This is a genomic window from Nocardia sp. MH4 (assembly GCF_019266065.1).
In the GTDB taxonomy this organism is placed as follows: domain Bacteria; phylum Actinomycetota; class Actinomycetes; order Mycobacteriales; family Mycobacteriaceae; genus Nocardia; species Nocardia canadensis.
On record NZ_LPNR01000064.1, the window covers coordinates 1 to 21,853 of the forward strand.

A 21,853-nucleotide genomic window follows, 5' to 3' on the forward strand; every position below is an offset into this window, starting at 1 on the left:
ACTGCACTCGACAGGGTGTGGGAGAGTAGGACACCGCCGGAACATCATTGCGAAAGGCCCTCCAACTACGGTTGGAGGGCCTTTTTGCGTTCCCGGACCCGTCACCTACAGTGCTTGGGTGCGCCTTGTCATTGCTCGTTGCCAGGTCGACTACGTCGGCCGACTGACCGCCCACCTTCCGATGGCTCGCCGGTTGCTGCTGATCAAGGCCGACGGTTCGGTGCTCGTGCACTCCGATGGCGGCTCGTACAAGCCGCTGAACTGGATGAGCCCGCCGTGCTGGCTGGAGGAGCGCGATATCGCGACCCTGGTCCCCGCGGAGCTGCCCGACGGCGTGACGCCGCTGCGGGAGAACAAGACCGCGGTGCCGGACAACATCAAGGCGCTGTGGGTGGTGACCAACAAGGCCGGCGAGGAACTGCGCATCTCCATCGAGGACATCGAGCACGATTCCTCGCACGAACTCGGCATCGATCCCGGCCTGGTGAAGGACGGCGTGGAAGCGCACCTGCAGGAACTGCTGGCCGAACACGTGACGAAGCTCGGCGAGGGGTACACCCTCATCCGGCGCGAGTACATGACCGCCATCGGCCCGGTGGACCTGCTGTGCCGTGACGCCGACGGCGCGACCGTCGCGGTGGAGATCAAGCGGCGCGGCGAGATCGACGGCGTCGAACAGCTCACCCGCTACCTCGAACTGCTCAATCGCGATCCGCTGCTGGCGCCGGTCGCCGGCGTGTTCGCGGCCCAGCAGATCAAGCCGCAGGCGCGAACGCTGGCCGAGGACCGGGGAATCCGCTGCCTCACGCTCGATTACGACGAGCTGCGTGGCACGGAGAGCAACGTTTTCCGCCTCTTCTAGGCTGAGAACCATGCCGCGACGTAAACCTCGCTCAGGGCGACGTAGCGAGCCCGCGCCGATCGGTGACGTCTACGGGCGGACCGAGGACGGGCCGGGCGAGGAGACCTACATCGTCCGTACCGTTCCCGGCGCCAGGGCGGTCAAGACCTACCGGTGTCCGGGTTGCGACCACGAGATCGCGCCCGGGGTCGCCCATATCGTCGCCTGGGCCGTCGACGGCGGCGAGGACGACCGTAGACATTGGCACCAGGGCTGCTGGAACGGCAGGCGCACCCGTGGCATCACCCGCCGCTGGTCCTGAGCCCGGACACCACGAAAACCGAAGGCCGCCTCGAACATTCGAGGCGGCCTTCGGTTCTTCAACTATGAGGGTGGAGCAATGTCGTCGCGGGTCCGACGTCAGTTGCTGATGTCGGCGCTCTCGCGGTCCTCGTCGACGATGTCCTCGTCGGCGTCGGCGACCTCGGGGATGGCCTTGGTCTGGCGGGAGCCCGACACGGACTTGTTGTTGCCGTTGTTGCTGATCGACTTGCGCTCGGGGGCGCCGTCGAGCAGCTCGCTCTCGCGGTTGACCGCGGCGAGCATGGCGGGCACCGAGTCGAGCTGACCACGGATACCGAGCAGCTGGGCCAGGACCCGGCCGCGCAGCACGCGCATCTCCTCGGCCAGTTCCTTCGCGTGCGCGATCTTGCGCTCGGAGGTCTGGGTGGCGGAGCTGATGAGACGGTTCGACTCGTCGGTCGCGTCCTTGATCCGCTGGGCGGCCTCGGCGCGACTGGTGGCCTCGAGCTCCTCCATGGCACGAGTCAGCTTGGTGCGCCGATCGTTCATGGTGGCCTCGAAGTCCTGCTGGGTGGCCTTGCGCTTGGCCTCGGCTTCCTTGCCGAGACGTTCCACATCGGCCTGCGCGGCCTCGATGATCTTGGCGGACTCGGTGCGCGCGTTCGCGAGGGTTTGCTCGAACTCGATCTCGAGCGCCTCGCGCTTCTCCTTGGTCTCCGCGAGCAGCGACTCGTACTTGCCACGCATCTCGGTGGCCTGCTGCTCGGCGATCGACACCATCTCGGCGGCTTCGGCCTGCGCCAGCGCACGGACCTCGGACGCTTCGTCCGAGGCCAGGCGCAGCATGCGCGAGATGCGGTCGGACATTCCTTCGGCGGTGGTCGGCGGCACGGAAAGCCGGTCGACCTCCTTGCGGAGCTCGTCGATCTCGTCCCGCGCGTCTTCCAGCTGGCTGGCGAGATTCCGGGCCTGCGCGGCGGCAGCATCCCGGTCGGTGGCGGTGACGCGGAGCTCGGCGTCGAAGCGGTCGAAGTAGTTGCGCACCTCGTCTTGCGCATAACCCTTGCGCACAACGGTGAAGGGCAGTGCAACGAAGCGATTGCGATCGGACTCAGGTGACGACATGGCACACAAAATACAGCCTCGAGCGAGCCTATGGAGACTCGACCGTGATTGTGATCTCGCCGAGATTTACCAACCGTATCCGCCTACTAGTGCGTAACATTCGGGTTCGGCTCGACAAGCTCCACCAGCACACCGCCAGCATCCTTCGGATGGATGAAGTTGATGCGCGAATCCGCGGTGCCGTGACGAGGGGCTTCGTACAGCAAACGCAGGCCGCGGCCGCGTAGGAAGGCCGAAACCGCCTCGATGTCGGTGACCCGATAGGCCAGCTGCTGCAGACCCGGTCCGCTGCGGTCGATGAACTTGGCGATGGTGGACTCCGGGGTCAGCGGTGCCAGCAACTGCAGGGCGGTCGCGCGATCGGCCGCGGCGGGGCACGACAGCATCGCCTCGACGACGCCCTGGGCCTCGTTGACCTCGCGGTGGGTCTCGACCATGCCGAGATTGTCGGTGTACCAGGCGACGGCGGCGTCCAGGTCGGGCACGGCGATGCCGACGTGGTCGACGGCGATGACGTAGTCGGCGGGGATGATGTTGTCGTTGCTCACCCCTCGAAGCTAGCGCGTACCTGCCTGCCGGGTGTGCTCCGATACCGGTTACCGTTGAGTGCAACCCTTGACGTGCGCTGCTGTGTGCGTCGCGGCGAGGTTCGACTCAATGAATGCGAGGCTTTCGTGACGACTTCTGTCATCGTGTCCGGTGCGCGTACCCCGGTCGGCAGGCTCCTGGGCGGTCTGAAGGACTTCAAGGCCTCGGATCTGGCCGGTGTGGCGATCAAGGCGGCGCTGGAGAAGGGTGGTGTGGCGCCCGAGCAGGTCGACTACGTCATCCTCGGTCAGGTGCTGCAGGCCGGTGCCGGGCAGCTGCCCGCCCGCCAGGCGGCGATCGCCGCGGGCATTCCGATGGATGTGCCCTCGCTGCTGATCAACAAGGTCTGCCTGTCGGGCATCAACGCGATCGCGCTGGCCGATCAGCTGATCCGCGCCGGGGAGCACGAGATCGTCGTGGCCGGCGGCATGGAGTCGATGAGCCAGACCCCGCACCTGCTGCCCAAGAGCCGTGAGGGTCACAAGTACGGCGACACCACCCTGGTCGACCACATGGCCTACGACGGCCTGCACGACGTGATCACCGATCAGGCGATGGGTCTGCTGACCGAGGACCGCAACGACCTGGACAAGGTCAGCCGCGAGGAGCAGGACGCGCTGGCCGCGGCTTCGCACCAGCGTGCCGCCGCCGCGTGGAAGAACGGGCTGTTCACCGACGAGGTCGTGCCGGTCGCCGTGCCGCAGCGCAAGGGCGACCCGATCTACGTCAGCGAGGACGAGGGCATCCGCGCCGACACCACCGTCGAGTCGCTGGGCAAGCTGCGTCCGGCCTTCCGCAAGGACGGCACCGTGACCGCGGGCACCGCCTCGCAGATCTCCGACGGCGCGGCCGCGGTGATCGTGATGAGCAAGGCCAAGGCCGAGGAGCTGGGTCTGGAGTGGATCGCCGAGATCGGCGCCGCCGGTCAGGTCGCCGGTCCGGACTCGACCTTGCAGGATCAGCCGGCCAACGCCATCCTCGCCGCGTGCGCGAAGGAGGGCATCACCCCTGCCGACCTGGACCTGATCGAGATCAACGAGGCCTTCGCGGCCGTCGGGGTGTCCTCGACCAAGAAGCTGGGCTTCGACCCGGAGAAGGTCAACGTCAACGGTGGCGCCATCTCCATCGGCCACCCGCTGGGCATGTCGGGTGCGCGCATCCTGCTGCACCTGGCGCTGGAGCTGAAGCGTCGCGGTGGCGGCGTCGGCGCCGCCGCGCTGTGCGGTGGCGGTGGTCAGGGCGACGCGCTGATCATCCGCGTGCCCGCCTGATTTTCGTCCGTACGCACGGGCCCCGCGCTGTCGAGCGCGGGGCCCGTGCGTGTGAGCGGTCCAACTACGTGGTGTCGTAGATCATGCTGCACAATGGCTGGTATGGGTTTCTTCGATCTGCGGTCCACTGCCAGTCGTTTCCGGTTCTTCGCGGTGCTAGAAGCGCTGTCGTGGATCGGTCTGCTGACCGGTATGGCGTTCAAGTACCTGCCCGCCGAGGGCAACGAGATCGGCGTGAAGATTTTCGGCCCGGTACACGGCGCGATCTTCGTCCTGTTCGTCATCACCGCGCTGCTGGCCGCGCGGGAACTGAACTGGGGCTGGAAGACCACCGTGCTGGCGCTGGCGTCGAGCATTCCGCCGCTGTTCACCGTGGCCTTCGAGATCTGGGCCGTGCGGACCGGTCAGCTGGGCGAACTGAGCGCCGACGCGAGCAAGGGCTCCCCGGCAGCCGCGCCGACGGCTTCGTGACAAACTGGAAAGCGTGACTCGACCCGCTGCCCGTCGTCCTTCGCCCGCCGTCGCCGCCGCCATGTCCGGCGCGGTGGATCTGTCCGCGCTGAAGCAGCCGCCCGCCGCTCCCGGCGGGGCGGCTGCGGCCCCGGGGAACCATATGGTCACCGAGGCGGATTTCGAAGCCAAGGTCATCCGGCGCTCGATGCAGGTGCCCGTCGTGGTCGCGCTGTTCTCGCAGCGCAGCCCGGGCAGCGTCGAGCTGATCCGCACGCTCGAGCGGCTCAACGCCGACGATCGCGGCGGCTGGGACCTGGCCGCCATCGAAGCCGAAGCGAACATGAACATCGTGCAGGCGCTGCGGGTGCAGGGCATCCCCACGGTGATCGCGGTGGCGGGCGGGCAGCCGCTGGCCGATTTCGAGGGCGCCCAGCCCGAGGCGCAGGTCCGCCAGTGGATCGACGCGGTGCTGGACGCGACCGCGGGCAAACTCGAGGGCGACCCGAACGCCGCCGGCGCGGCGCCCGAGGTCGAGGACCCGCGCTTCACCGCCGCCGAGGACGCGCTCGCCGAGGGTGACATCGCCGGCGCCGAGGCGGCCTACGAGGCGATCCTGACCGAGGAGCCCGGCAACGAGGAAGCCAAGGCGGCCCTGCGCCAGCTGCGCTTCCTGACCAGGGCCCAGCAGCTCGATCCGGCCGTGGTCGCCACCGCCGACGCCGACCCGGCGAACCTGGACGCCGCCCTCGACGCCGCCGATGTGGAACTGCTCGAGCAGCGCCCCGAGGCCGCGTTCGAGCGGATCATCGCCGCCATCAAGCGCACCGCGGGCGAGGACCGCACCAGGGCCCGCACCCGGCTGCTCGAGCTGTTCGAGCTGTTCGACCCGGCCGAGCCCTTCGTGGTCGCGGCCCGGCGCAAGCTGGCCACCGCACTGTACTGACGCACGAGATCCGAGGCCGTCCCGGCTGAACTGCCGGGGCGGCCTCGTCGTATCCCCGGGTAGACCCGCGGCACCGGCCGCGAGCTGACTCGAGGAGAACGACATGACCTCACTCGACCACTCGGGCTCGGTAAATCAAGCCGAGGTGGAAGCCTTCGCGGGATCGATGATCGAGGTGCTCGACCACGCGAGCACCGCGCTGATGATCAGCATGGGCCACCAGGTCGGACTGTTCGACACCATGGCGGCCAACCCCGGCGCGACCAGCCAGGAGCTCGCCGCGGCGGCGAACCTGAACGAACGCTACGTGCGGGAGTGGCTCGGCGCCGTCACCACCGCGGGCATCGTGCGCTACGACCCGCCGACCGCCACCTACACCCTGCCGCCCGCGCACGCGGCGAGCCTGACCAGGGCCGCCGGCCCGGACAACCTGGCCCGCGTCATGCAGTTCATCGCCCAGCTCGGCGAGGTGGAACCCAAGATCGTCGAACGATTCCGGATCGGGGGCGGCCTGGCCTACGAGGACTATGTCCGGTTCCACGCGCTGATGGCCGAGGAGAGCGCCGAAGTGTTCGACGCCGCGCTGATCCAGGTGATCCTGCCGATGGCGCCCGGCCTCACCGATCGGCTGCTGATGGGGATGGACGTGGCCGACATCGCCTGCGGCAGCGGGCACGCGGTGAACCTGATGGCGCGGGCGTTCCCGGCGAGCCGGTTCACCGGCTACGACTTCTCCCTGGACGCGATCGAAGCGGCCAGGGCCGAGGCGCGAGCGATCGGCCTGCGCAATGTGGAATTCGTCGTGCAGGACGTCGCCGCGCTCGACGCACCGGAATCGTGTGATCTGATCACCGTCTTCGACGCGATCCACGACCAGGCGCATCCGGCCGAGGTACTGGCCAACATCGCGGCCGCGCTGCGTCCGGACGGTGTCTTCCTGATGGTGGACGTGCATGCCTCCAGCAGGCTGGAGGAGAACCTGGACCTGCCGCTCGGTCCGTTCCTGTACGCGGTGTCGACGATGCATTGCATGTCGGTGTCGCTGGGCCAGGGCGGGGACGGGCTCGGCACGGTGTGGGGCGAACAGCGCGCGCTGTCGATGCTCGCCGACGCCGGCTTCACCGAGGTCAGCACCAGTCACGTCGACGGCGACCCGCTCAATACCTACTACATCGCGCGCAAGGGCTGAGGCGCCGGCCGCTGCTACGGTCGGAACATGGGCTCCAAGAAGGACATTCAGCATCGGATCGTGACCGCGTTCCAGCGGCCGCTCAACGTGGTCGTGCGTCGACTGCCCCGCCATCAACTGCTCGAGACCACCGGGCGGGTGAGCGGGCAGCCGCGGACCACGCCGATCGGCGGGCGCCGTGTCGGCGACCAGTTCTGGCTGGTCTCCGAATTCGGCGAGCGCTCACAGTATGTCCGCAACATCCTGGCCGACAACCGGGTCCGGGTGCGGCTGCGGGGGCGCTGGCACCGCGGCGTCGCCCACCTGGTGCCCGACGACGACCCGCGCGCCCGGCTGCGCGAGCTGCCGCGTCACAACAGCGCCGCCGTGCGCGCGGTCGGCACCGACCTGCTGACGATCCGGATCGATCTGGCCGACTAGCGCTCGGCGGCCAGCCAGACCGCGCTGTTGGCGGCCATGGTGACGGTGGCCGAGGCGGGACGGCCGTGCCACGGGGTGTCCTCGGCCCGCACCCCGCCGAGGTTGCCGACGCCGGATCCGCCGTGCTCCTGGGCGTCGGTGTTGAGGACCTCGCGCCAGACGCCGGTGTGCGGCAGGCCGATCCGGTAGTTCTCCCTGGTCGACCCGGAGAAGTTGAAGACGCAGGCGACCGCGCTGCCGTCGGCGCCCCAGCGCAGGAACGCGAAGACGTTCGCGGCGCTGTCGTCGGCCTCGATCCAGGAGTGCCCGCCGGGCGTGGTGTCCTGACTCCACAGTGCCGGGTGCGCGGTGTAGGTGCGGTTGAGATCGCCGACCATGGTCGAGATGCCCTGGTGCAGCGGGTTTTCCAGTTCCTGCCAGTCCAGGCCGCGATCGTTGTCCCACTCCCGGAACTGGCCGAACTCCTGGCCCATGAACAGCAGCTGCTTGCCGGGGTGTGCCCACATGTAGGCCAGCAGCGCGCGCACGCCGCTCGCCTTGGCGAAGTCGTCGCCGGGCATCCGCGTCCAGAGCGTGCCCTTGCCGTGCACGACCTCGTCGTGGCTGATCGGCAGCACGTAGTTCTCGCTCCACGCGTAGACCAGCGAGAACGTCATCTCGTTGTGGTGCCAGGACCGGTGGATCGGGTCGCGGCCCAGGTAGCCGAGAGTGTCGTGCATCCAGCCCATGTTCCACTTCATGGTGAACCCGAGACCGCCGACGTCGGTGCCGCGGGTGACGCCGGGCCAGGTGGTCGACTCCTCGGCGACGGTCACCACGCCGGGATACGCGCGGTGCACGGTGTCGTTGAGTTCCTGGAGGAAGTCGACGGCTTCCAGATTCTCCCGGCCGCCATAGATGTTCGGCTCCCAGCCGCCCTCGGGGCGCGAGTAGTCCAGATAGAGCATGGAGGCGACCGCGTCGACGCGTAGGCCGTCGATGTGGAACTCCTCGATCCAGAAGGCGGCATTGGCCACCAGGAAGTTGCGCACCTCGTTGCGGCCGAAGTCGAAAACGTAAGTGCCCCAGTCGAGTTGCTCGCCACGACGGGGGTCGGGGTGCTCGTAGAGCGGGGTGCCGTCGAAGCGGGCCAGCGCCCATTCGTCGCGCGGGAAGTGCGCGGGCACCCAGTCGAGCAGCACGCCGATCCCGGCGTTGTGCAGGTGGTCGACGAACCAGCGGAAGTCGTCGGGGGTGCCGAAGCGGGAGGTGGGGGCGTAGTAGGAGGTGACCTGGTAGCCCCAGGATCCGCCGAACGGGTGTTCGGCGACCGGCAGCAGTTCGACGTGGGTGAACCCGGTCGCGCGCACGTAATCGGCCAGCTGTTCGGCCACTTCGCGATAACCGAGGCCGGGGCGCCACGAGCCGAGGTGCACCTCGTAGACGCTCATGGGGGAGCGGGTGGCGTCGGCGGCGGCACGGCGGTCCAGCCAGGCGCTGTCGGTCCACATGTGGTCGGCGCGGCTGACCACCGAGGCGGTCGCCGGCGGGACCTCGGTCGCGAAGGCCAGCGGGTCGGCGTGATCGACGACCCGGCCGTCGGCGCCGTGTACCCGGTACTTGTAGCGCGTGCCCGGCCCGACACCGGGCACGAACACCTCCCACACCCCGGACGATCCGAGCGCGCGCATCGGCGCGGAACTGCCGCTCCAGTGGTCGAAATCGCCGAAGACGGTGACGCCACGGGCATTCGGCGCCCACACGGCGAACGAGGTGCCGTCGACGTCGCCGTCGAGGGTGGTGTAGTGGCGTGGGTGCGCGCCGAGCACTTCCCACAGCCGGGTATGGCGGCCCTCGCCGATGAGGTGCAGGTCGAATTCGCCGACGGTGGGCAGGAAGCGGTAGCCGTCGGCGGTGATCACCGTCTGGCCGCCGGGGTAGGCGGTGCGCACGCGGTAGTCATCGACCTGCGGATACGGCAGGACGGCGGCGAACACGCCGTGCCCCAGCGACTTCAGCGGATGTTCGGCGCCGCCGACCAGGATCGTCACCGAGTCGGCGTGTGGGCGCAGCACCCGCACCGCGGTGCCGTCCGGGTGCGGGTGCGCGCCCAGGACGGTGTGCGGGTCGGGGTGGGTGCCCGCTGCCAGCAGCATCAGGTCGCGGCGTTTCATCAGAACGTCCGGCGATAGGCCAGCGGAGCACGGGCGGCCGCGGGCACGGCGGGCAGGGCGAGAATGTGCGCGGGCGCCCTGGCGGGATCGAGCCGCACGAAATTGTGCTGGCCCCAGTGGTATTCCTCGCCGCTGACCTCGTCGAAGACCACCGGGTGGTCGTGCCACTCGCGGCCGATCGCGGGCAGGTCGAGCGAGATGTGGCCCTGCTCGGCGCCGTAGGGGTTGAGGTTGACGATCACCAGCACCGCGTCGCCGGAGGCCGGATCGATCTTGGAGTAGGCCAGCAGCGCGTCGTTGTCGATCTCGTGGAAGTGGATGCAGCGCAACTGCTGTAGCGCGGGATGGGCACGCCGGATCTCGTTGAGCCTGGTCAGCCACGGTTCCAGGGACTCGCCGCGGGCCAGCGCGCCGGTGAAATCGCGGGGGCGCAGTTCGTACTTCTCCGAGTCCAGGTACTCCTCGCTGCCGGGGCGCACGGCCTCGTGCTCGAACAGCTCGTAGCCGGAGTACACGCCCCAGGTGGGCGCGAGTGTCGCGGCCAGGACGGCGCGCAGGGCGAACATGCCCGGTCCGCCGTGCTGCAGGCTCTCGTGCAGGATGTCGGGGGTGTTCACGAACAGGTTCGGCCTGGCCTCGTCGGCTTTGGCGGCGAGTTCGGCGCCGAATTCGGCCAGCTCCCACTTGAACACGCGCCAGGTGAAGTAGGTGTAGGACTGGCTGAACCCGCGTCGCGCGAGTCCGTAGAGCCGGGCCGGGCGGGTGAACGCCTCGGACAGGAAGATCACGTCGGGGTCGGTGCGGCGCACCTGCGCGATCAGCCACTCCCAGAAGTCGGCGGGCTTGGTGTGCGGGTTGTCGACGCGGAAGATGGTGACGCCCAAGCCGATCCAGTGCCGGACCACCCGCAGCACCTCGGCGTAGAGGCCGTCGGGGTCGTTGTCGAAGTTGACCGGGTAGATGTCCTGGTACTTCTTCGGCGGGTTCTCCGCGAAGGCGATGGTGCCGTCGGGCAGGGTGGTGAACCACTCCGGATGCGCCCGCACCCACGGGTGGTCGGGCGCGCATTGCAGGGCCAGGTCGATCGCGACCTCGAGGCCGAGATCCGTCGCGGTGGCGACGAAGTCGGCGAAATCGGCTTCGGTGCCGAGCAGCGGGTTGGTGGTGTCGTGGCCGCCGTCGGCCGAGCCGATGGCCCACGGCGAACCGACGTCGCCCGGTTCGGTGGTGAGCGCGTTGTTGCGGCCCTTGCGATTGATCTCGCCGACGGGGTGGATCGGCGGCAGATAGACGACATCGAAGCCCATCCCGGCGATGCGGGGGAGTTCGCGGGCGGCGGTGGCGAAGGTGCCGTGCACCGGCTTGCCGTCGGCATCGCGTCCGCCGGTCGAGCGCGGGAAGAACTCGTACCACGAGCCGACCAGCGCGCGCCTGCGCTCGACCAGCACCGATTGCTGGGCGCCGCGGGTGACCATCTCGCGCAGCGGGGTCGCGCGCAGGATCTCGGCGACCTCCTCGCTGAACGCCGGCGCGACCCGGGCGGGCAGTTGCTCGTCGCCGCGCAGGGCGGTGGCGGCGGCGCGCAACCGTTCGAACTGCTTCTTCGGCACCGCCTGGGCGGCCCGTTCGAACAGGGTGGCGCCGATCTCGAGATCGTTGGCCAGGTCGAGGGCGGTCTGGCCGACCGCCAGCTTGGCCTCCACGGCCGAGCGCCAGGTGGCGATCGGATCGCTCCAGCCCTCGATACGGAAGGTCCACACGCCGGGGGTGTGCGGGGTGAACAGGCCGTTGAAGACGTCGGGCTCGTAGTCGGGCGTCATCCGCAGGCGGGTGATCCGCGACGAGCCGGGCGCGCGCACCGCCAGCGTCGCCGCCACGGCATCGTGCCCCTCGCGCCACACCACGGCGCGGACGGGAAACACCTCGCCGACGGCGGCCTTGGCCGGGCGGCCGCCGGGGATGGACGGGGCGATGTCATCTATGGCAATCCGGCCGGTCACCGCACAAACCTACTGCATTTCCGGCGGCCGGGCGCTGAGCGCCGCAGCCCACTGATCAGCCGAGAACGCGGCCGACCTCCCGTCAGCGGGCGTCGGCGGCGAGGCCGAGGCCGAGGGCGACCAAGATCGCGGCGAGGCTCCGTTCCACGCGTCGGCGGATCGCGGCGCGCCGCAGCCAGGTACCCGCCCGGTCGGCGGCCAGGACCACCGCGACGCACCAGGCGCCGTCCAGGATCACCTGGATGGTGGCCAGGATCAGCAGGGTAGGCAGCACCGGGCCCTCGCTCGGCAGGAACTGCGGCAGGATCGTGATGCCGAAGACCGCGGCCTTGGGGTTGGCGGCGATCGAGATCAGGGAGGCGCGGAACGCGGCGGCGGGGGTGTTGCCGCCGGGGAGTTTCGCGGTCAGGGCGGCGCCGAAATCGTCGTCGGCGCCGCGGGCGTGGCGCCAGGCCTGGACGCCGAGCCAGATCAGCACCGCCGCGCCGACGACGTGCATCGCCGTGTTCAGCCACCGGTTCGCCGCCAGCAGGATCGACAGCCCGGTCCCGCCCGCGAGCGTCCAGCCCAGCACGCCGATCTCGTTGCCCGCGACCGCGGCCAGTCCCGCGCGTCTGCCGTCGCGCACCGAGCGCTGCAGGAACAGCGCCGTCGCCGGACCCGGCAGCGCGGCCAGGATCAGCGAGGCGACCAGGAATTCGGGCAGGACATCGACCCAGTGCGGCATCGCTGCATGGTGGCATGGGGTCGACGGTGGCGGCCATCGGTTTTGTGGCGCTCACCCGACACGCGGGTCGATGGCGGCGGGCTGTGTGCCCCGCGGCAGCCGGTCGGCGCATCCGGATCGGGCGTGGTGAGGGTCGAAGCGCGCCCTGTCGGCGCGGTCCAGGAGCGGCGGTGGGTCAGGCGGTGCGCAGTCCGGCGAGGAGCCGGTCCAGCGCGGTGATGGTGTCGGGGAGCGCGTCGGTGTCGGGGGTGGTGGCGAGCCAGAGGGCGGCTTCGTTCATGGCGCCGGAGAGCAGTCGGGTCAGGGGAGCGATCGGCTGGGGTACCAGGATGCCCGCGCCGACCAGCGATTCCAGTGCCTCGTGCAGGTGCCGGGCGGAATTGGCCTCGTCCAGGGCGCGCCATTCGTGCCAGCCGAGGACGGCGGGGCCGTCGATCAGCATGATCCGCTGGACCAGGGGGTCGGCGCAGGCCCGCAGGAACGCGGCGCATCCGCTGGTCAGCTGGGTCCACGGATCGGGCTCGGCGTCGGCGGCGGCCGCGACCTGCTCGCCGACCTCCTGCTGCACCTGGGTGAGGACCGCCCGGAACAGCTCGGCCTTGCTGTCGAAATGGTGGTACAGCGCGCCCTTGGTGACTCCCGATGCCGCCACGATCTCCGACAGGCCCACGGCCGCATAGCCTTTCGCCGCGAACAGCCGCCTGCTCTGCGCCACCAGCGCCCGCCGCGTCTCCTCGCGCTGCTGGGCCCGCGCCGTGGATGTCATGCACCGTCCTTCCGTTGACCTACCGTCGGTATGTCAGCTAGCCTACGACACATACCATCGGTATGTGAAAGGAAAGTCATGGCACTGAGCAGCTTCTACCCGGTCCTCGGCACCTCCCGGATCGCGGAGTCCCGCGACTTCTACACGCGCTGGTTCGGCTTCGAGATCACCTTCGAGGCGGACTGGTACGTCAGCCTGCGTCGCCCGGCCCGCGACGGCGAGCCCGCCTACGAATTGGCCCTCCTCGACCCCACCCACCCGACCATCCCCGCGGGCTTCGGCAAGCCGGTCCAGGGGCTGGTCCTGAACTTCGAGGTCGACGACGTCGACGCCGAATGGCAGCGCCTGGTCGAATCCGGTGGCCTGCACCCCGAACTTCCCCTCCGCACCGAGGACTTCGGCCAGCGCCATTTCATCGTCGCCGACCCCTCGGGCGTCCTCATCGACGTCATCACCGAGGTCCCGCCCACCCCGGAGTTCGCCGCGCAGTTCACCCAGGAACCCGCCGCCCCCCACTGATTCCGCTCACAACGCGGGCCGACCGGTCGTGCTCCCGGACGGCTCGTAAGAATTCGCGGAGCGGCCGAACAGCGGTACGGTTGCCGGGTGAAGGCACTTCGTCGGTTCACTGTCCGTGCCCATTTGCCGGAGCGGCTCACCGCGCTGGGCGAGTTGTCGACGAACCTGCGGTGGTCGTGGCACGGCCCGACGCAGGATCTGTTCGCCGAACTCGACCCCGAGCTGTGGCGCGCGGTCGGCCAGGATCCGGTGCGGATGCTGGGGGAGGTGCCCGCCGAGCGCCTCGACGCGCTCGCCGCCGATCCCGCCTATCTCGCCCGGGTGGACGCCGCCGCCGAGGGGCTGCGCGAGTATCTGGCCCGGCCGCGCTGGTTCCAGCAGCAGACCGGGACGACGGTCGCGGGGATCGCCTATTTCTCGATGGAGTTCGGTGTCACCGAGGTGCTGCCGAACTACTCCGGCGGCCTGGGCATCCTGGCCGGTGACCATCTCAAGGCCGCCTCCGACCTGGGGCTGCCGCTGATCGGCGTCGGGCTGCTGTACCGGTCCGGGTACTTCCGGCAGTCGCTGTCGGCCGACGGCTGGCAGATGGAGCACTACCCGGCGCTGGACCCGCAGGGTCTGCCGCTGCGGCTGCTCACCAGTGACGGTTCGCCGGTGCTGATCCATGTCGGCATGCCGGAGGGGCGGGTGCTGCGGGCCCGGGTGTGGATCGCCCAGGTGGGCCGGATTCCGCTGCTGCTGCTCGATTCCGACATCGCCGAGAACGATCCGGAACTGCGCGCGGTCACCGACCGGCTCTACGGCGGCGACCAGGATCACCGGATCAAGCAGGAGATCCTGGCCGGCATCGGCGGTGTCCGCGCGGTGCGCGCCTACACCCGCGCCAACGGGCTGCCCGATCCCGACGTGTTCCACATGAACGAGGGCCACGCGGGCTTTCTCGGGGTGGAGCGAATTCGTGAATTCATCGCGGACGGACTCGATTTCGATACCGCGCTGGCCGCGGTCCGGGCCGGCACCGTGTTCACCACGCACACCCCGGTGCCCGCCGGGATCGACCGGTTCCCGATGCCGCTGGTGCGCCGCTACTTCGGCGGCGCGCACGGTGAAGCCGAGTCCGCGCTGCTGCCCGGACTGTCCATCGATCGGATCCTGGCTTTCGGCCGGGAGGCCGATCCGTCCGTGTTCAACATGGCCCACATGGGTCTGCGGATGGCCCAGCGCGCCAACGGCGTCTCGAAGCTGCACGGCGAGGTCAGCCGGGACATGTTCGCCGGGCTGTGGCCGGGCTTCGACGCGGCCGAGGTGCCGATCGGTTCGGTCACCAACGGCGTGCACGCGCCGACCTGGGCGGCCAGGGAATGGCTCGACAAGGCTCGCGAGCTGGTCGGGCCGGAGCTGGTCGAGGAGGCGCGCGGCTGGGAGAAGCTCAGCGATGTCGATCTCGGGCAGCTGTGGTCGACGCGAAACACCCTGCGCGGGGTACTGATCGACGAGGTACGCCGCAGGCTGCGCGATTCCTGGCATCAGCGCGGCGCGGCCGAGGCGGAACTGGGCTGGATCGACGAGGTCTTCGACCCGTCGGTGCTCACCGTCGGCTTCGCGCGTCGCGTGCCCACCTACAAGCGGCTGACACTGATGCTGCGCGACCCCGAACGGCTGCGCGCGCTGCTGCTCGATCCCGAGCGGCCGGTGCAGCTGGTGGTCGCGGGCAAGAGCCATCCCGCCGACGACGGCGGCAAGGCGCTGATCCAGCAGGTCGTGCGCTTCGCCGACGATCCGGCGGTGCGCCACCGCATCGTCTTCCTGCCCGACTACGACATGTCGATGGCCCGCTACCTGTACTGGGGTTGCGATGTGTGGCTGAACAATCCGCTGCGCCCGCTCGAAGCCTGCGGCACCTCCGGCATGAAGTCCGCGCTCAACGGCGGTCTCAACCTGTCCATCCGGGACGGCTGGTGGGACGAGATGTACGACGGCGAGAACGGCTGGGCGATTCCCACCGCCGACGGCGTGCGCGACGAGCACCGCCGCGACGATCTGGAGGCCTCGGCGCTCTACGAACTCGTCGAGCGCACCGTCGCGCCCCGCTTCTACGACCGCGACGCCGCGGGCGTGCCGGTGCGCTGGACCGAGATGGTGCGCCACACCCTGCAGACCACCAGTCCCAAGGTGCTGGCCTCACGCATGGTGCGCGACTACGCCGAGCAGTACTACGGACCCGCGGCCGCGGCGTTCGGCCGGGCTGCCGCCGACGGGTTCGCCGGCGCGGCGCAGGTCGCCGAATACCGCAAGCGGGTCGACGCGGCCTGGCCGTCGGTGCGGGTCGCGCAGGTCGACAGTTCCGGCCTGCCCGATACCCCGGTGATCGGCGCGAAGCTGTCGCTGGAGGCGCGCATCGAACTCGGCGGGCTCGCGCCGTCGGATGTCGTGGTGCAGGCGGTGCTCGGCCGAGTGTCGCCGACCGACGACCTGTCCGACACCACCACTGTCGAGATGACCCACACCGGCACCGACGAGGGCGTCGAGCTGTATGCCGTGCAGTCGCCGGTGCCGCTGTCGGGCGCGGTCGGCTACACCGTGCGTGTGCTGCCCCACAACGCGTTGCTGGCCTCGGATGCCGAGCTGGGGCTGGTGGCCGTCGCGGGGGCGTGACCTGCGTCGTGTCACCGACGGCGGGTTCTTCGATTCAGTGAACTTTCCGCTACCGTTCCTGGGCATCCTTCTTCTCTGAAATCCGGACTGGAGTGTCATGGCCAGCGATGTCCTAACCCGCGCCCGACGGGGTCTCGACGGGTACTTCGGTGTCACGTCGAGCGGGTCCACCTTCCGGCGCGAGGCGATGGCGGGCACGGTCACGTTCCTGGCGATGTCCTACGTGCTGGCGGTGAATCCGTCGATCCTCGGTGACGAGGGCGCCCTGGGCGACAAGGGCATCCCGATGCAGGCCGTGTTCACCGCGACGGCGGTGGCCGCGATCTTCGGCACCCTGGTCATGGGCATCTGGGCCAAATATCCGATCGCGCTCGCGCCCGGCATGGGCCTCAACGCGTTCTTCGCCTACACGGTCGTGCTCAGCATGGGCATTCCGTGGCAGGTCGCCCTGTCGGGCACCTTGCTGTCGGGCATCATCTTCTTCGTCCTGGCGATCACCAAGATCCGGGAACGGATCCTCAACGCCATCCCGCTGCAGATGAAGTTCGCGGTGGGCGCGGGCATCGGCCTGTTCGTCGCGTTCCTCGGACTGAAGAACGCGGGCATCGTGGTCAACAGCGACGCGACGCTGGTCACCCTCGGCGACTTCACCAAGGGCACCACGCTGCTGGCCCTGTTCGGCTTGATCGTGACGGTGGTCTTCCTGGTGATCGGCTGGCACGGCGCGGTGCTCTACGGCATCGTCGCGACCACCGTCCTGGGCATGGTGACGGGGCTGGTCGCGATTCCGGACGGCATCGCCGAGCTGCCCAAGGGCCTGGATCAGACCTTCGGCCAGGCGATCATCCATCTGCCCGACGCGTTCACCGGGCAGATGATCGTGGTGGTGCTCACCATGCTGTTCGTCGACTTCTTCGATGCCTCGGGCACGCTCATCGGCGTCGCCAACCAGGCGGGTCTGCTGAACAAGGACGGCACGCTGCCGCGGGCGCGCAGTGCGATGGCGGCCGACTCGGTCGGCACCACGGCGGGCGCGATCATCGGTACCTCCACCACGACCGCGTACGTGGAATCGACGGCGGGCGTCTCGGCGGGCGGGCGGACCGGGATCACCGCGGTGACCACGGCGGGCTGGTTCCTGCTCGCGATGTTCTGCTATCCGATCTTCTCGGTGATCGCCGGATCGGCCGAGGTCACCGCCCCCGCGCTGATCGTCGTCGGCGTGCTGATGGCCCGGGCGCTGGGCGATATCGACTGGCAGCACCTCGAGTACTCGGTGCCCGCGTTCCTGACCGTGATCATGATGCCGCTGACCTATTCGATCGCCAACGGCCTGGCGATGGGCATGATCTTCTACCCGATCGTGATGGTCGCCAGGGGCCGGTACCGGGACGTGCATCCGGCCATGTGGGCGCTGATGGTGTTGTTCCTCGGGTACTTCTTCTTCCTGGTCGAGTAGGTGAACCCGCCGTAGGTGTGCCTATACTTAGGCTAGCCTAGCCAAGCTTGAAGGAGAGTTACCTATGAAGCGCTCGCTCGTTGCCGCGTCGATGGCGGTTGCCACCATCTTCGCGCCGGTCACCGCGGCTGTCGTCGCCACCGCTCCCGCCGCGATCGCCGCTCCGGCGACCCCGTCGGCCGGCGAACTGCAGGGCAAGCTGCAGGCGGCCATGAACGGCTCCTCGGCCGAGCTCGAGTCGGGCAACGCGGGCAGCCTCGCCGTCGTCCGCGACACCGTCAACCGGATCCCGGGCTACAGCTGGGACGTCTCGGGCCCGGTCACCGTCGACGGTGACACCCTCTCGGCCACCCTGAACAGCCGCCTCGGCGACTACACCTACCCGATCCCGGTGACCTGGAAGCACATCGACGGCACCTGGAAGCTGTCGCAGGAGTCGGAGAGCGCCCTGGTCGGCTACGCGACCATGGCGTGGTGAACTGAGTCCTCCCGCAAAGGCCGCCCTTCGGGCGGCCTTTGCTGTTTTTCGTGTGAGCAGGGTCACGGAAGTGCTGGGAACGACGTGAAATAGATGGCCCGGACCCAGGGTTGTGACCGGAAGAGGCAACCGGACCGTGGTCCGGTTGCGGGCATGTATCGAATCGCAGATGAGGAAACGATGACCGACACCGCTACCCGCACCACTCCCGCTACCTCCACCGCCGACGAGGTCACCGCCTACGGCATCGGCCTGCTGGTGTTGCGCGTCGGCTTCGGCGGCCTGATGGCCGCCTACGGCGCGCAGAAACTGTTCGGCTGGTTCAACGGCATGGGCTGGCAGACCACCACCGACAGCTTCGAGGCGATGGGCTACAACCCCGGTGTCCTCTTCGGCACCCTCGCCGGGCTCAGCGAGCTGGTCGGCGGTCTGCTGCTGGTCTTCGGTCTGTTCACGCCGCTGGCCGCCGCGATCGTGCTCGGCACCATGATCAACGCGATCAACGTGCTGTGGGCCGGTGGTCTCTTCCCGGCCGACCCGTCGGTGACCGGCTACTCGACCCCGCTGGTCTACGCGATCGCCGCCGCGGGCCTGGCCTTCACCGGCCCGGGCCGGTTCTCGCTCGACGCCGGGCGTCCCTGGGCGCGCCAGGGTGTCGTCTGGGGCGCCGCGGCCGTGGCGGTCGCCGTGGTCGCCGCGGTGCTGACCCTGATCCTGAAGGCCGCGCTCTGAGCCGAGCCGACGTCGACGGCGGCGGCGTGGCGACCGGAATCGGTTGCCGCGCCGCCGTTGTCGTTCCCAGGTGCGCGACGTTTCGTCATCGACCGTATGCCCGTGGTTCCACGCAGTGCCCGCGCCTGTCGCCGGTACCGATTACCCTCGTCGGCGGCGCCGGTCGACGCGGCGCCACGCACCGTCCGCGCATCGAAGAGGAGAGCTGCGATGAAGGCTTACGACCTGGGTTTCGGGGATTCCGCGGACAAACTGGCGGAGACGCCGGGCGGTGAACCGCTGACGCTCGACGCGCCGGTGCGCGCCGGGTGGATCGGCAGCGAGGGACCCGCGATCGATCCGGCGACCTGGCCGCGCGGACCGGTCACCGGGCTGCCGATGATGCACGCGCTCACCCTGCGGCTGCCCACCGACTATCAGCGCCGGGGACCGAAGTTCCCGGCCATCGCCTTCTTCCAGGGTGAGGGGCAGTTCGCCGACGCGACCGACCCGATCCAGGCCGACGCGTCCGCCGAGGATCCCGTCGCCCGCGAGCTGGTCTCGACCCGGCTGCACTCCCAGCTGCAACTCCTGCACGACGAGATCGGCGGCGTGTTCGCCCTGATCTGGCTGACCGAAGCGGAATTCGCCGCGGGCCCGGTCGCCCCGCCCGCCGACGTGCGCCCGCCCGGTTCGCCGGTCGCGAGCGACGAGGGCTGCAACGCCTGGGACGACGTGCACCCCACCATCGGCGTCTGGCTGGCCGAGCGCGTCGCCGATCCCAATATCGGCATCCCGCCGGTCGAGTACGTCCCGAACTCGCGCTACCAGGATCCGCTCACGGAGGACTCCGGCTGGAATCACTGGGCCGAGCCCCTGTTCGGGCGCTCCCACCTCGGCGGCACCGCCTTCCCCGTCCAGGCGCTCCCGGAGGGCCTGACCCCGTACTACCTGGAGATCGAGGAGATCTCCGGGATGAACTTCGGCGGCGGCAACGCCCAGCTCGACCTGGAGTCGGGCGTCTTCGACTGGGCCTGCGGGTAGAGCTCAGTCCACCATGGCCGGGCGGTCGTCGTCGGGGTGCGCCCCGCCGGCGACGCGCGGTGGCCGGATCGCGCGGGAGAGTTCTTCCGCGACAGGGGGATCGATGATGGTCGGTTCGATCGGTTCGACGCGTGGGCGCGGCGGCGTCGAGCGGACCAGCCGGAAGGCGCCGATCAGCACGGTCAGGTAGACGACCACGTAGACGTTCATCATGACCTGCGCGCCCGGCCACCACGGCGGCAGCAGGAAGGTGCCGACACTGACCCAGGTGGGGGTGTAGGTGTAGGTCCACGCGGCGATGGCGAGGTAGAGCCCGCCGGCGGCGAGCCACCAGCGGCCACGGGTCTGCGCGCGATGGATCAGGTAGACCGTCAGCGGCACGAACCAGACCCAGTGGTGCCCCCACGAATACGGGGAGACCGCGCAGGCGGTGAGGCCGCCGAGGGTCACCGACAGCAGCGCTTCGCCGCGGCGCACCAGCTCGGCCGCGAGCCACAGCGCGACGAGCGCGATCGGGACCGCGATCAACAGCCACAACCAGACCGGGGCAGGCCCGTGGACGAGATGGGCGATGGCCCCGCGCAGCGACTGGTTGGCGGGGTGGACATCGGGGGCGATGCGGCCGGACTGGAAGAACGTCGAGGTCCAGTACTGAGCGGAATCGCTCGGCAGGACAAGCGCGGTCAGGCCGATCGTGGCGGCGAAGGTGAGCGCCGCGGTGGCCGCGGCACGCCACTGCCGCTGCGCCAGATACTGGGCGACGAAGAACAGCGGCGTCAGCTTGATCCCCGCGGCGATGCCGACGCCGAGACCGCGCAGCCTGCTGTGCTCGGCGCGGGAGAAGTCCCACAGCACGAGCAGCATGAGCCACAGGTTGATCTGCCCGTAGTAGAGCGTGGTGCGTACGGGCTCGGCGAAGACGAAGGCCAGCATGATCAGCGCGCTGACGACGACCAGGCGCGGTGTCACCCGGTAGCCGAGCATCCGCCAGCTCTGCAGCACGCAGCCGAACAACACGACGAGATTGAGTACCAACCAGGTCGTGGTGACCGCCGACCACGGCACCAGCACCAGCGGCAGGAACGCCAGCGCCGAGAACGGCGTGTAGGTGTAGAGCAGGCCGTAGTGCGTCGGCTCGATGTAGAGCGCTCGGTCGTGCAGCACGCGCCAGCCGCCGTCGCGGTAGATGTGGACGTCGAGGCCGCCGACGAGGATGCCGCCGCTGTCCATCCACGGATCCATGGTGGTGAACAGCAGTGTCACGCCGAGGACGGCGGTACCGAGTAGCAGGAGGAGCGTCGAGACTGTGCGCGGGAGCTCCGCGCGTCGAGATTTCTCCACCACGGCCGTACTACCGGCCGGCTCGCATCGTATGCACGACTAAGAACCTACCGCCCGCCCGCCGGGATGCCGCGGTGCGGCCCGCCTTTGGTAGCGGATCCCTATGTAGTCGGTCGTCGGGGCGGCCGACCGGACCCGGAAGTGCCCGGTCACGCGGCCGGCTGCAAGACCAGCATGGTGTCGGCGCCGTGATGGAACTCGTAGCGGGTCTTGCGCAGTGCGGTGTGCACGCCCTTGTCGTGGAGTTCGGTGCGGAGGTGGGCGATGAGGTCGTCCAGGGGCGCGCCGGTGTAATCGAGCAGAGGGTAGAGCCTGGCTTCGCCCTCGGTGACCCGGGACAGTTCGAGCAGGGCGGACAGGTGGAATTCGGCGTCGAGGCGGTCGGCGTAGCTGAACAGCAGGTGCGAGCTCAGCGACAGGTCGAAGGACTTGTCGGGGAACGGGAGTTCGGGCAAGCTCGCGGCGATGTAGCGGTCGGGTGCGGCGCGCAGATCGGCGGCGAAGCGCCGGGCCGCGCCGCGCCGGATGGCGGCATGGCCGTCGGGGGAGCCGTACCAGTCCCAGCGGTAGCGGTGGGCATTGGCGGCGGCCCAGGCCACCGCACGGTCGTTCTCGGTGACGGCATCGACGGCCAGTGCGGTGGTCGGACGGGCGTAGATCGGATCGATCGCGGTGACCACGGCACCCAGGGCAGTCGCCTCGGCCGCGAAACTTGCTGCGCCACCAGGGCAATCGAGCACCTTGCGCCCGGTGAGGTCGTCGTCGGACAGGCGAAACATCGCGCGGTACTCGGCCAAAGATCTTGCGCTGACCAGAAATTCGCCGAGTACCTCGCCATCGGCGTGGTGCTTCATCACCCAACGG

The 21,853-nt window shown here is 69.4% G+C and carries 21 protein-coding genes; 13 read left to right on the plus strand and 8 right to left on the minus strand.

Annotated features, from left to right (window positions below; translation table 11 throughout):
- Positions 1 to 118: 118 nt before the first annotated feature.
- A complete protein-coding gene (gene nucS / locus ATM97_RS05110) occupies positions 119 to 862 on the plus strand; it encodes an endonuclease NucS (RefSeq protein ID WP_218716778.1) in 744 nt (247 codons plus the stop codon).
- Between the two features lie 10 nt (positions 863 to 872).
- A complete protein-coding gene (locus ATM97_RS05115; RefSeq protein ID WP_218716779.1) occupies positions 873 to 1,163 on the plus strand; it encodes an ATP/GTP-binding protein in 291 nt (96 codons plus the stop codon).
- Positions 1,164 to 1,261: 98 nt separating this feature from the next.
- Here ATM97_RS05115 and ATM97_RS05120 read toward each other — a convergent pair whose 3' ends face one another.
- Both ATM97_RS05120 and mce read right to left on the minus strand, forming a co-directional pair.
- Positions 1,262 to 2,269: a hypothetical protein gene (locus ATM97_RS05120; RefSeq protein WP_030204204.1), complete on the minus strand. Its 1,008-nt coding sequence runs from the start codon at positions 2,267 to 2,269 to the stop codon at positions 1,262 to 1,264.
- Positions 2,270 to 2,355: 86 nt separating this feature from the next.
- Complete coding sequence (mce, locus tag ATM97_RS05125; RefSeq protein ID WP_218716780.1) at positions 2,356 to 2,817, minus strand: methylmalonyl-CoA epimerase; 462 nt, start codon at positions 2,815 to 2,817, stop codon at positions 2,356 to 2,358.
- A 126-nt stretch (positions 2,818 to 2,943) separates the two neighbouring features.
- Here mce and ATM97_RS05130 point away from each other — a divergent pair, with 126 nt between their 5' ends.
- From ATM97_RS05130 to ATM97_RS05150, 5 genes are all read left to right on the plus strand, one after another.
- The gene (locus ATM97_RS05130; protein WP_218716781.1) at positions 2,944 to 4,128 is read left to right on the plus strand and encodes an acetyl-CoA C-acetyltransferase; all 1,185 of its coding nucleotides are present in this window, start codon (positions 2,944 to 2,946) and stop codon (positions 4,126 to 4,128) included.
- Positions 4,129 to 4,221: 93 nt separating this feature from the next.
- On the plus strand, positions 4,222 to 4,599 hold the full coding sequence (locus ATM97_RS05135) for a DUF3817 domain-containing protein (RefSeq protein ID WP_218716782.1): 378 nt from the start codon (positions 4,222 to 4,224) through the stop codon (positions 4,597 to 4,599).
- A gap of 61 nt (positions 4,600 to 4,660) precedes the next feature.
- The gene (locus ATM97_RS05140; RefSeq protein ID WP_218716811.1) at positions 4,661 to 5,524 is read left to right on the plus strand and encodes a tetratricopeptide repeat protein; all 864 of its coding nucleotides are present in this window, start codon (positions 4,661 to 4,663) and stop codon (positions 5,522 to 5,524) included.
- Positions 5,525 to 5,627: 103 nt separating this feature from the next.
- Positions 5,628 to 6,713, plus strand: a complete 1,086-nt coding sequence (locus tag ATM97_RS05145; protein ID WP_218716783.1) for a class I SAM-dependent methyltransferase — start codon at positions 5,628 to 5,630, stop codon at positions 6,711 to 6,713.
- A 27-nt stretch (positions 6,714 to 6,740) separates the two neighbouring features.
- Positions 6,741 to 7,133, plus strand: a complete 393-nt coding sequence (locus tag ATM97_RS05150; RefSeq protein WP_218716784.1) for a nitroreductase/quinone reductase family protein — start codon at positions 6,741 to 6,743, stop codon at positions 7,131 to 7,133.
- Here the strand turns inward: ATM97_RS05150 and glgB are convergent.
- The 4 genes from glgB to ATM97_RS05170 form a co-directional block, all read right to left on the minus strand.
- Positions 7,130 to 9,286 carry a 1,4-alpha-glucan branching protein GlgB gene (gene glgB, locus ATM97_RS05155; protein ID WP_218716785.1) on the minus strand — a complete coding sequence of 719 codons (2,157 nt, stop codon included), beginning with the start codon at positions 9,284 to 9,286 and terminating at the stop codon, positions 7,130 to 7,132. The genes ATM97_RS05150 and glgB overlap by 4 nt on opposite strands.
- A complete protein-coding gene (locus ATM97_RS05160; RefSeq protein ID WP_218716786.1) occupies positions 9,286 to 11,286 on the minus strand; it encodes an alpha-1,4-glucan--maltose-1-phosphate maltosyltransferase in 2,001 nt (666 codons plus the stop codon). Before ATM97_RS05160 ends, glgB begins: the two co-directional genes overlap by 1 nt.
- An 82-nt stretch (positions 11,287 to 11,368) precedes the next feature.
- Positions 11,369 to 12,013, minus strand: a complete 645-nt coding sequence (locus tag ATM97_RS05165) for a LysE family translocator (protein WP_218716787.1) — start codon at positions 12,011 to 12,013, stop codon at positions 11,369 to 11,371.
- A gap of 175 nt (positions 12,014 to 12,188) precedes the next feature.
- Complete coding sequence (locus tag ATM97_RS05170) at positions 12,189 to 12,779, minus strand: TetR/AcrR family transcriptional regulator (protein WP_218716788.1); 591 nt, start codon at positions 12,777 to 12,779, stop codon at positions 12,189 to 12,191.
- A 78-nt stretch (positions 12,780 to 12,857) separates the two neighbouring features.
- On the opposite strand from ATM97_RS05170, the gene ATM97_RS05175 reads away from it, so the two are divergent.
- The 6 genes from ATM97_RS05175 to ATM97_RS05200 all read left to right on the plus strand — a co-directional run bounded on the left by ATM97_RS05175 (position 12,858) and on the right by ATM97_RS05200 (position 19,648).
- Positions 12,858 to 13,298 (plus strand): VOC family protein, encoded by a 441-nt coding sequence (locus tag ATM97_RS05175; protein WP_218716789.1) that lies wholly within the window; start codon positions 12,858 to 12,860, stop codon positions 13,296 to 13,298.
- An 87-nt stretch (positions 13,299 to 13,385) separates the two neighbouring features.
- A complete protein-coding gene (gene glgP, locus ATM97_RS05180; protein WP_218716790.1) occupies positions 13,386 to 15,956 on the plus strand; it encodes an alpha-glucan family phosphorylase in 2,571 nt (856 codons plus the stop codon).
- A gap of 97 nt (positions 15,957 to 16,053) precedes the next feature.
- Positions 16,054 to 17,415: an NCS2 family permease gene (locus ATM97_RS05185; RefSeq protein ID WP_305082648.1), complete on the plus strand. Its 1,362-nt coding sequence runs from the start codon at positions 16,054 to 16,056 to the stop codon at positions 17,413 to 17,415.
- A gap of 64 nt (positions 17,416 to 17,479) precedes the next feature.
- Positions 17,480 to 17,893, plus strand: coding sequence for a hypothetical protein (locus ATM97_RS05190; RefSeq protein ID WP_218716791.1), 414 nt, complete (start codon positions 17,480 to 17,482; stop codon positions 17,891 to 17,893).
- A gap of 180 nt (positions 17,894 to 18,073) precedes the next feature.
- A complete protein-coding gene (locus ATM97_RS05195) occupies positions 18,074 to 18,625 on the plus strand; it encodes a DoxX family protein (protein WP_218716792.1) in 552 nt (183 codons plus the stop codon).
- A gap of 210 nt (positions 18,626 to 18,835) precedes the next feature.
- The gene (locus ATM97_RS05200) at positions 18,836 to 19,648 is read left to right on the plus strand and encodes a hypothetical protein (protein ID WP_218716793.1); all 813 of its coding nucleotides are present in this window, start codon (positions 18,836 to 18,838) and stop codon (positions 19,646 to 19,648) included.
- A 3-nt stretch (positions 19,649 to 19,651) separates the two neighbouring features.
- On the opposite strand, the gene ATM97_RS05205 is transcribed toward ATM97_RS05200, so the two are convergent.
- Together ATM97_RS05205 and ATM97_RS05210 are read right to left on the minus strand one after the other, a co-directional pair.
- On the minus strand, positions 19,652 to 20,911 hold the full coding sequence (locus tag ATM97_RS05205; protein ID WP_218716794.1) for a glycosyltransferase 87 family protein: 1,260 nt from the start codon (positions 20,909 to 20,911) through the stop codon (positions 19,652 to 19,654).
- Between the two features lie 227 nt (positions 20,912 to 21,138).
- The gene (locus tag ATM97_RS05210; RefSeq protein WP_255587088.1) at positions 21,139 to 21,843 is read right to left on the minus strand and encodes a hypothetical protein; all 705 of its coding nucleotides are present in this window, start codon (positions 21,841 to 21,843) and stop codon (positions 21,139 to 21,141) included.
- Positions 21,844 to 21,853 lie beyond the last annotated feature (10 nt).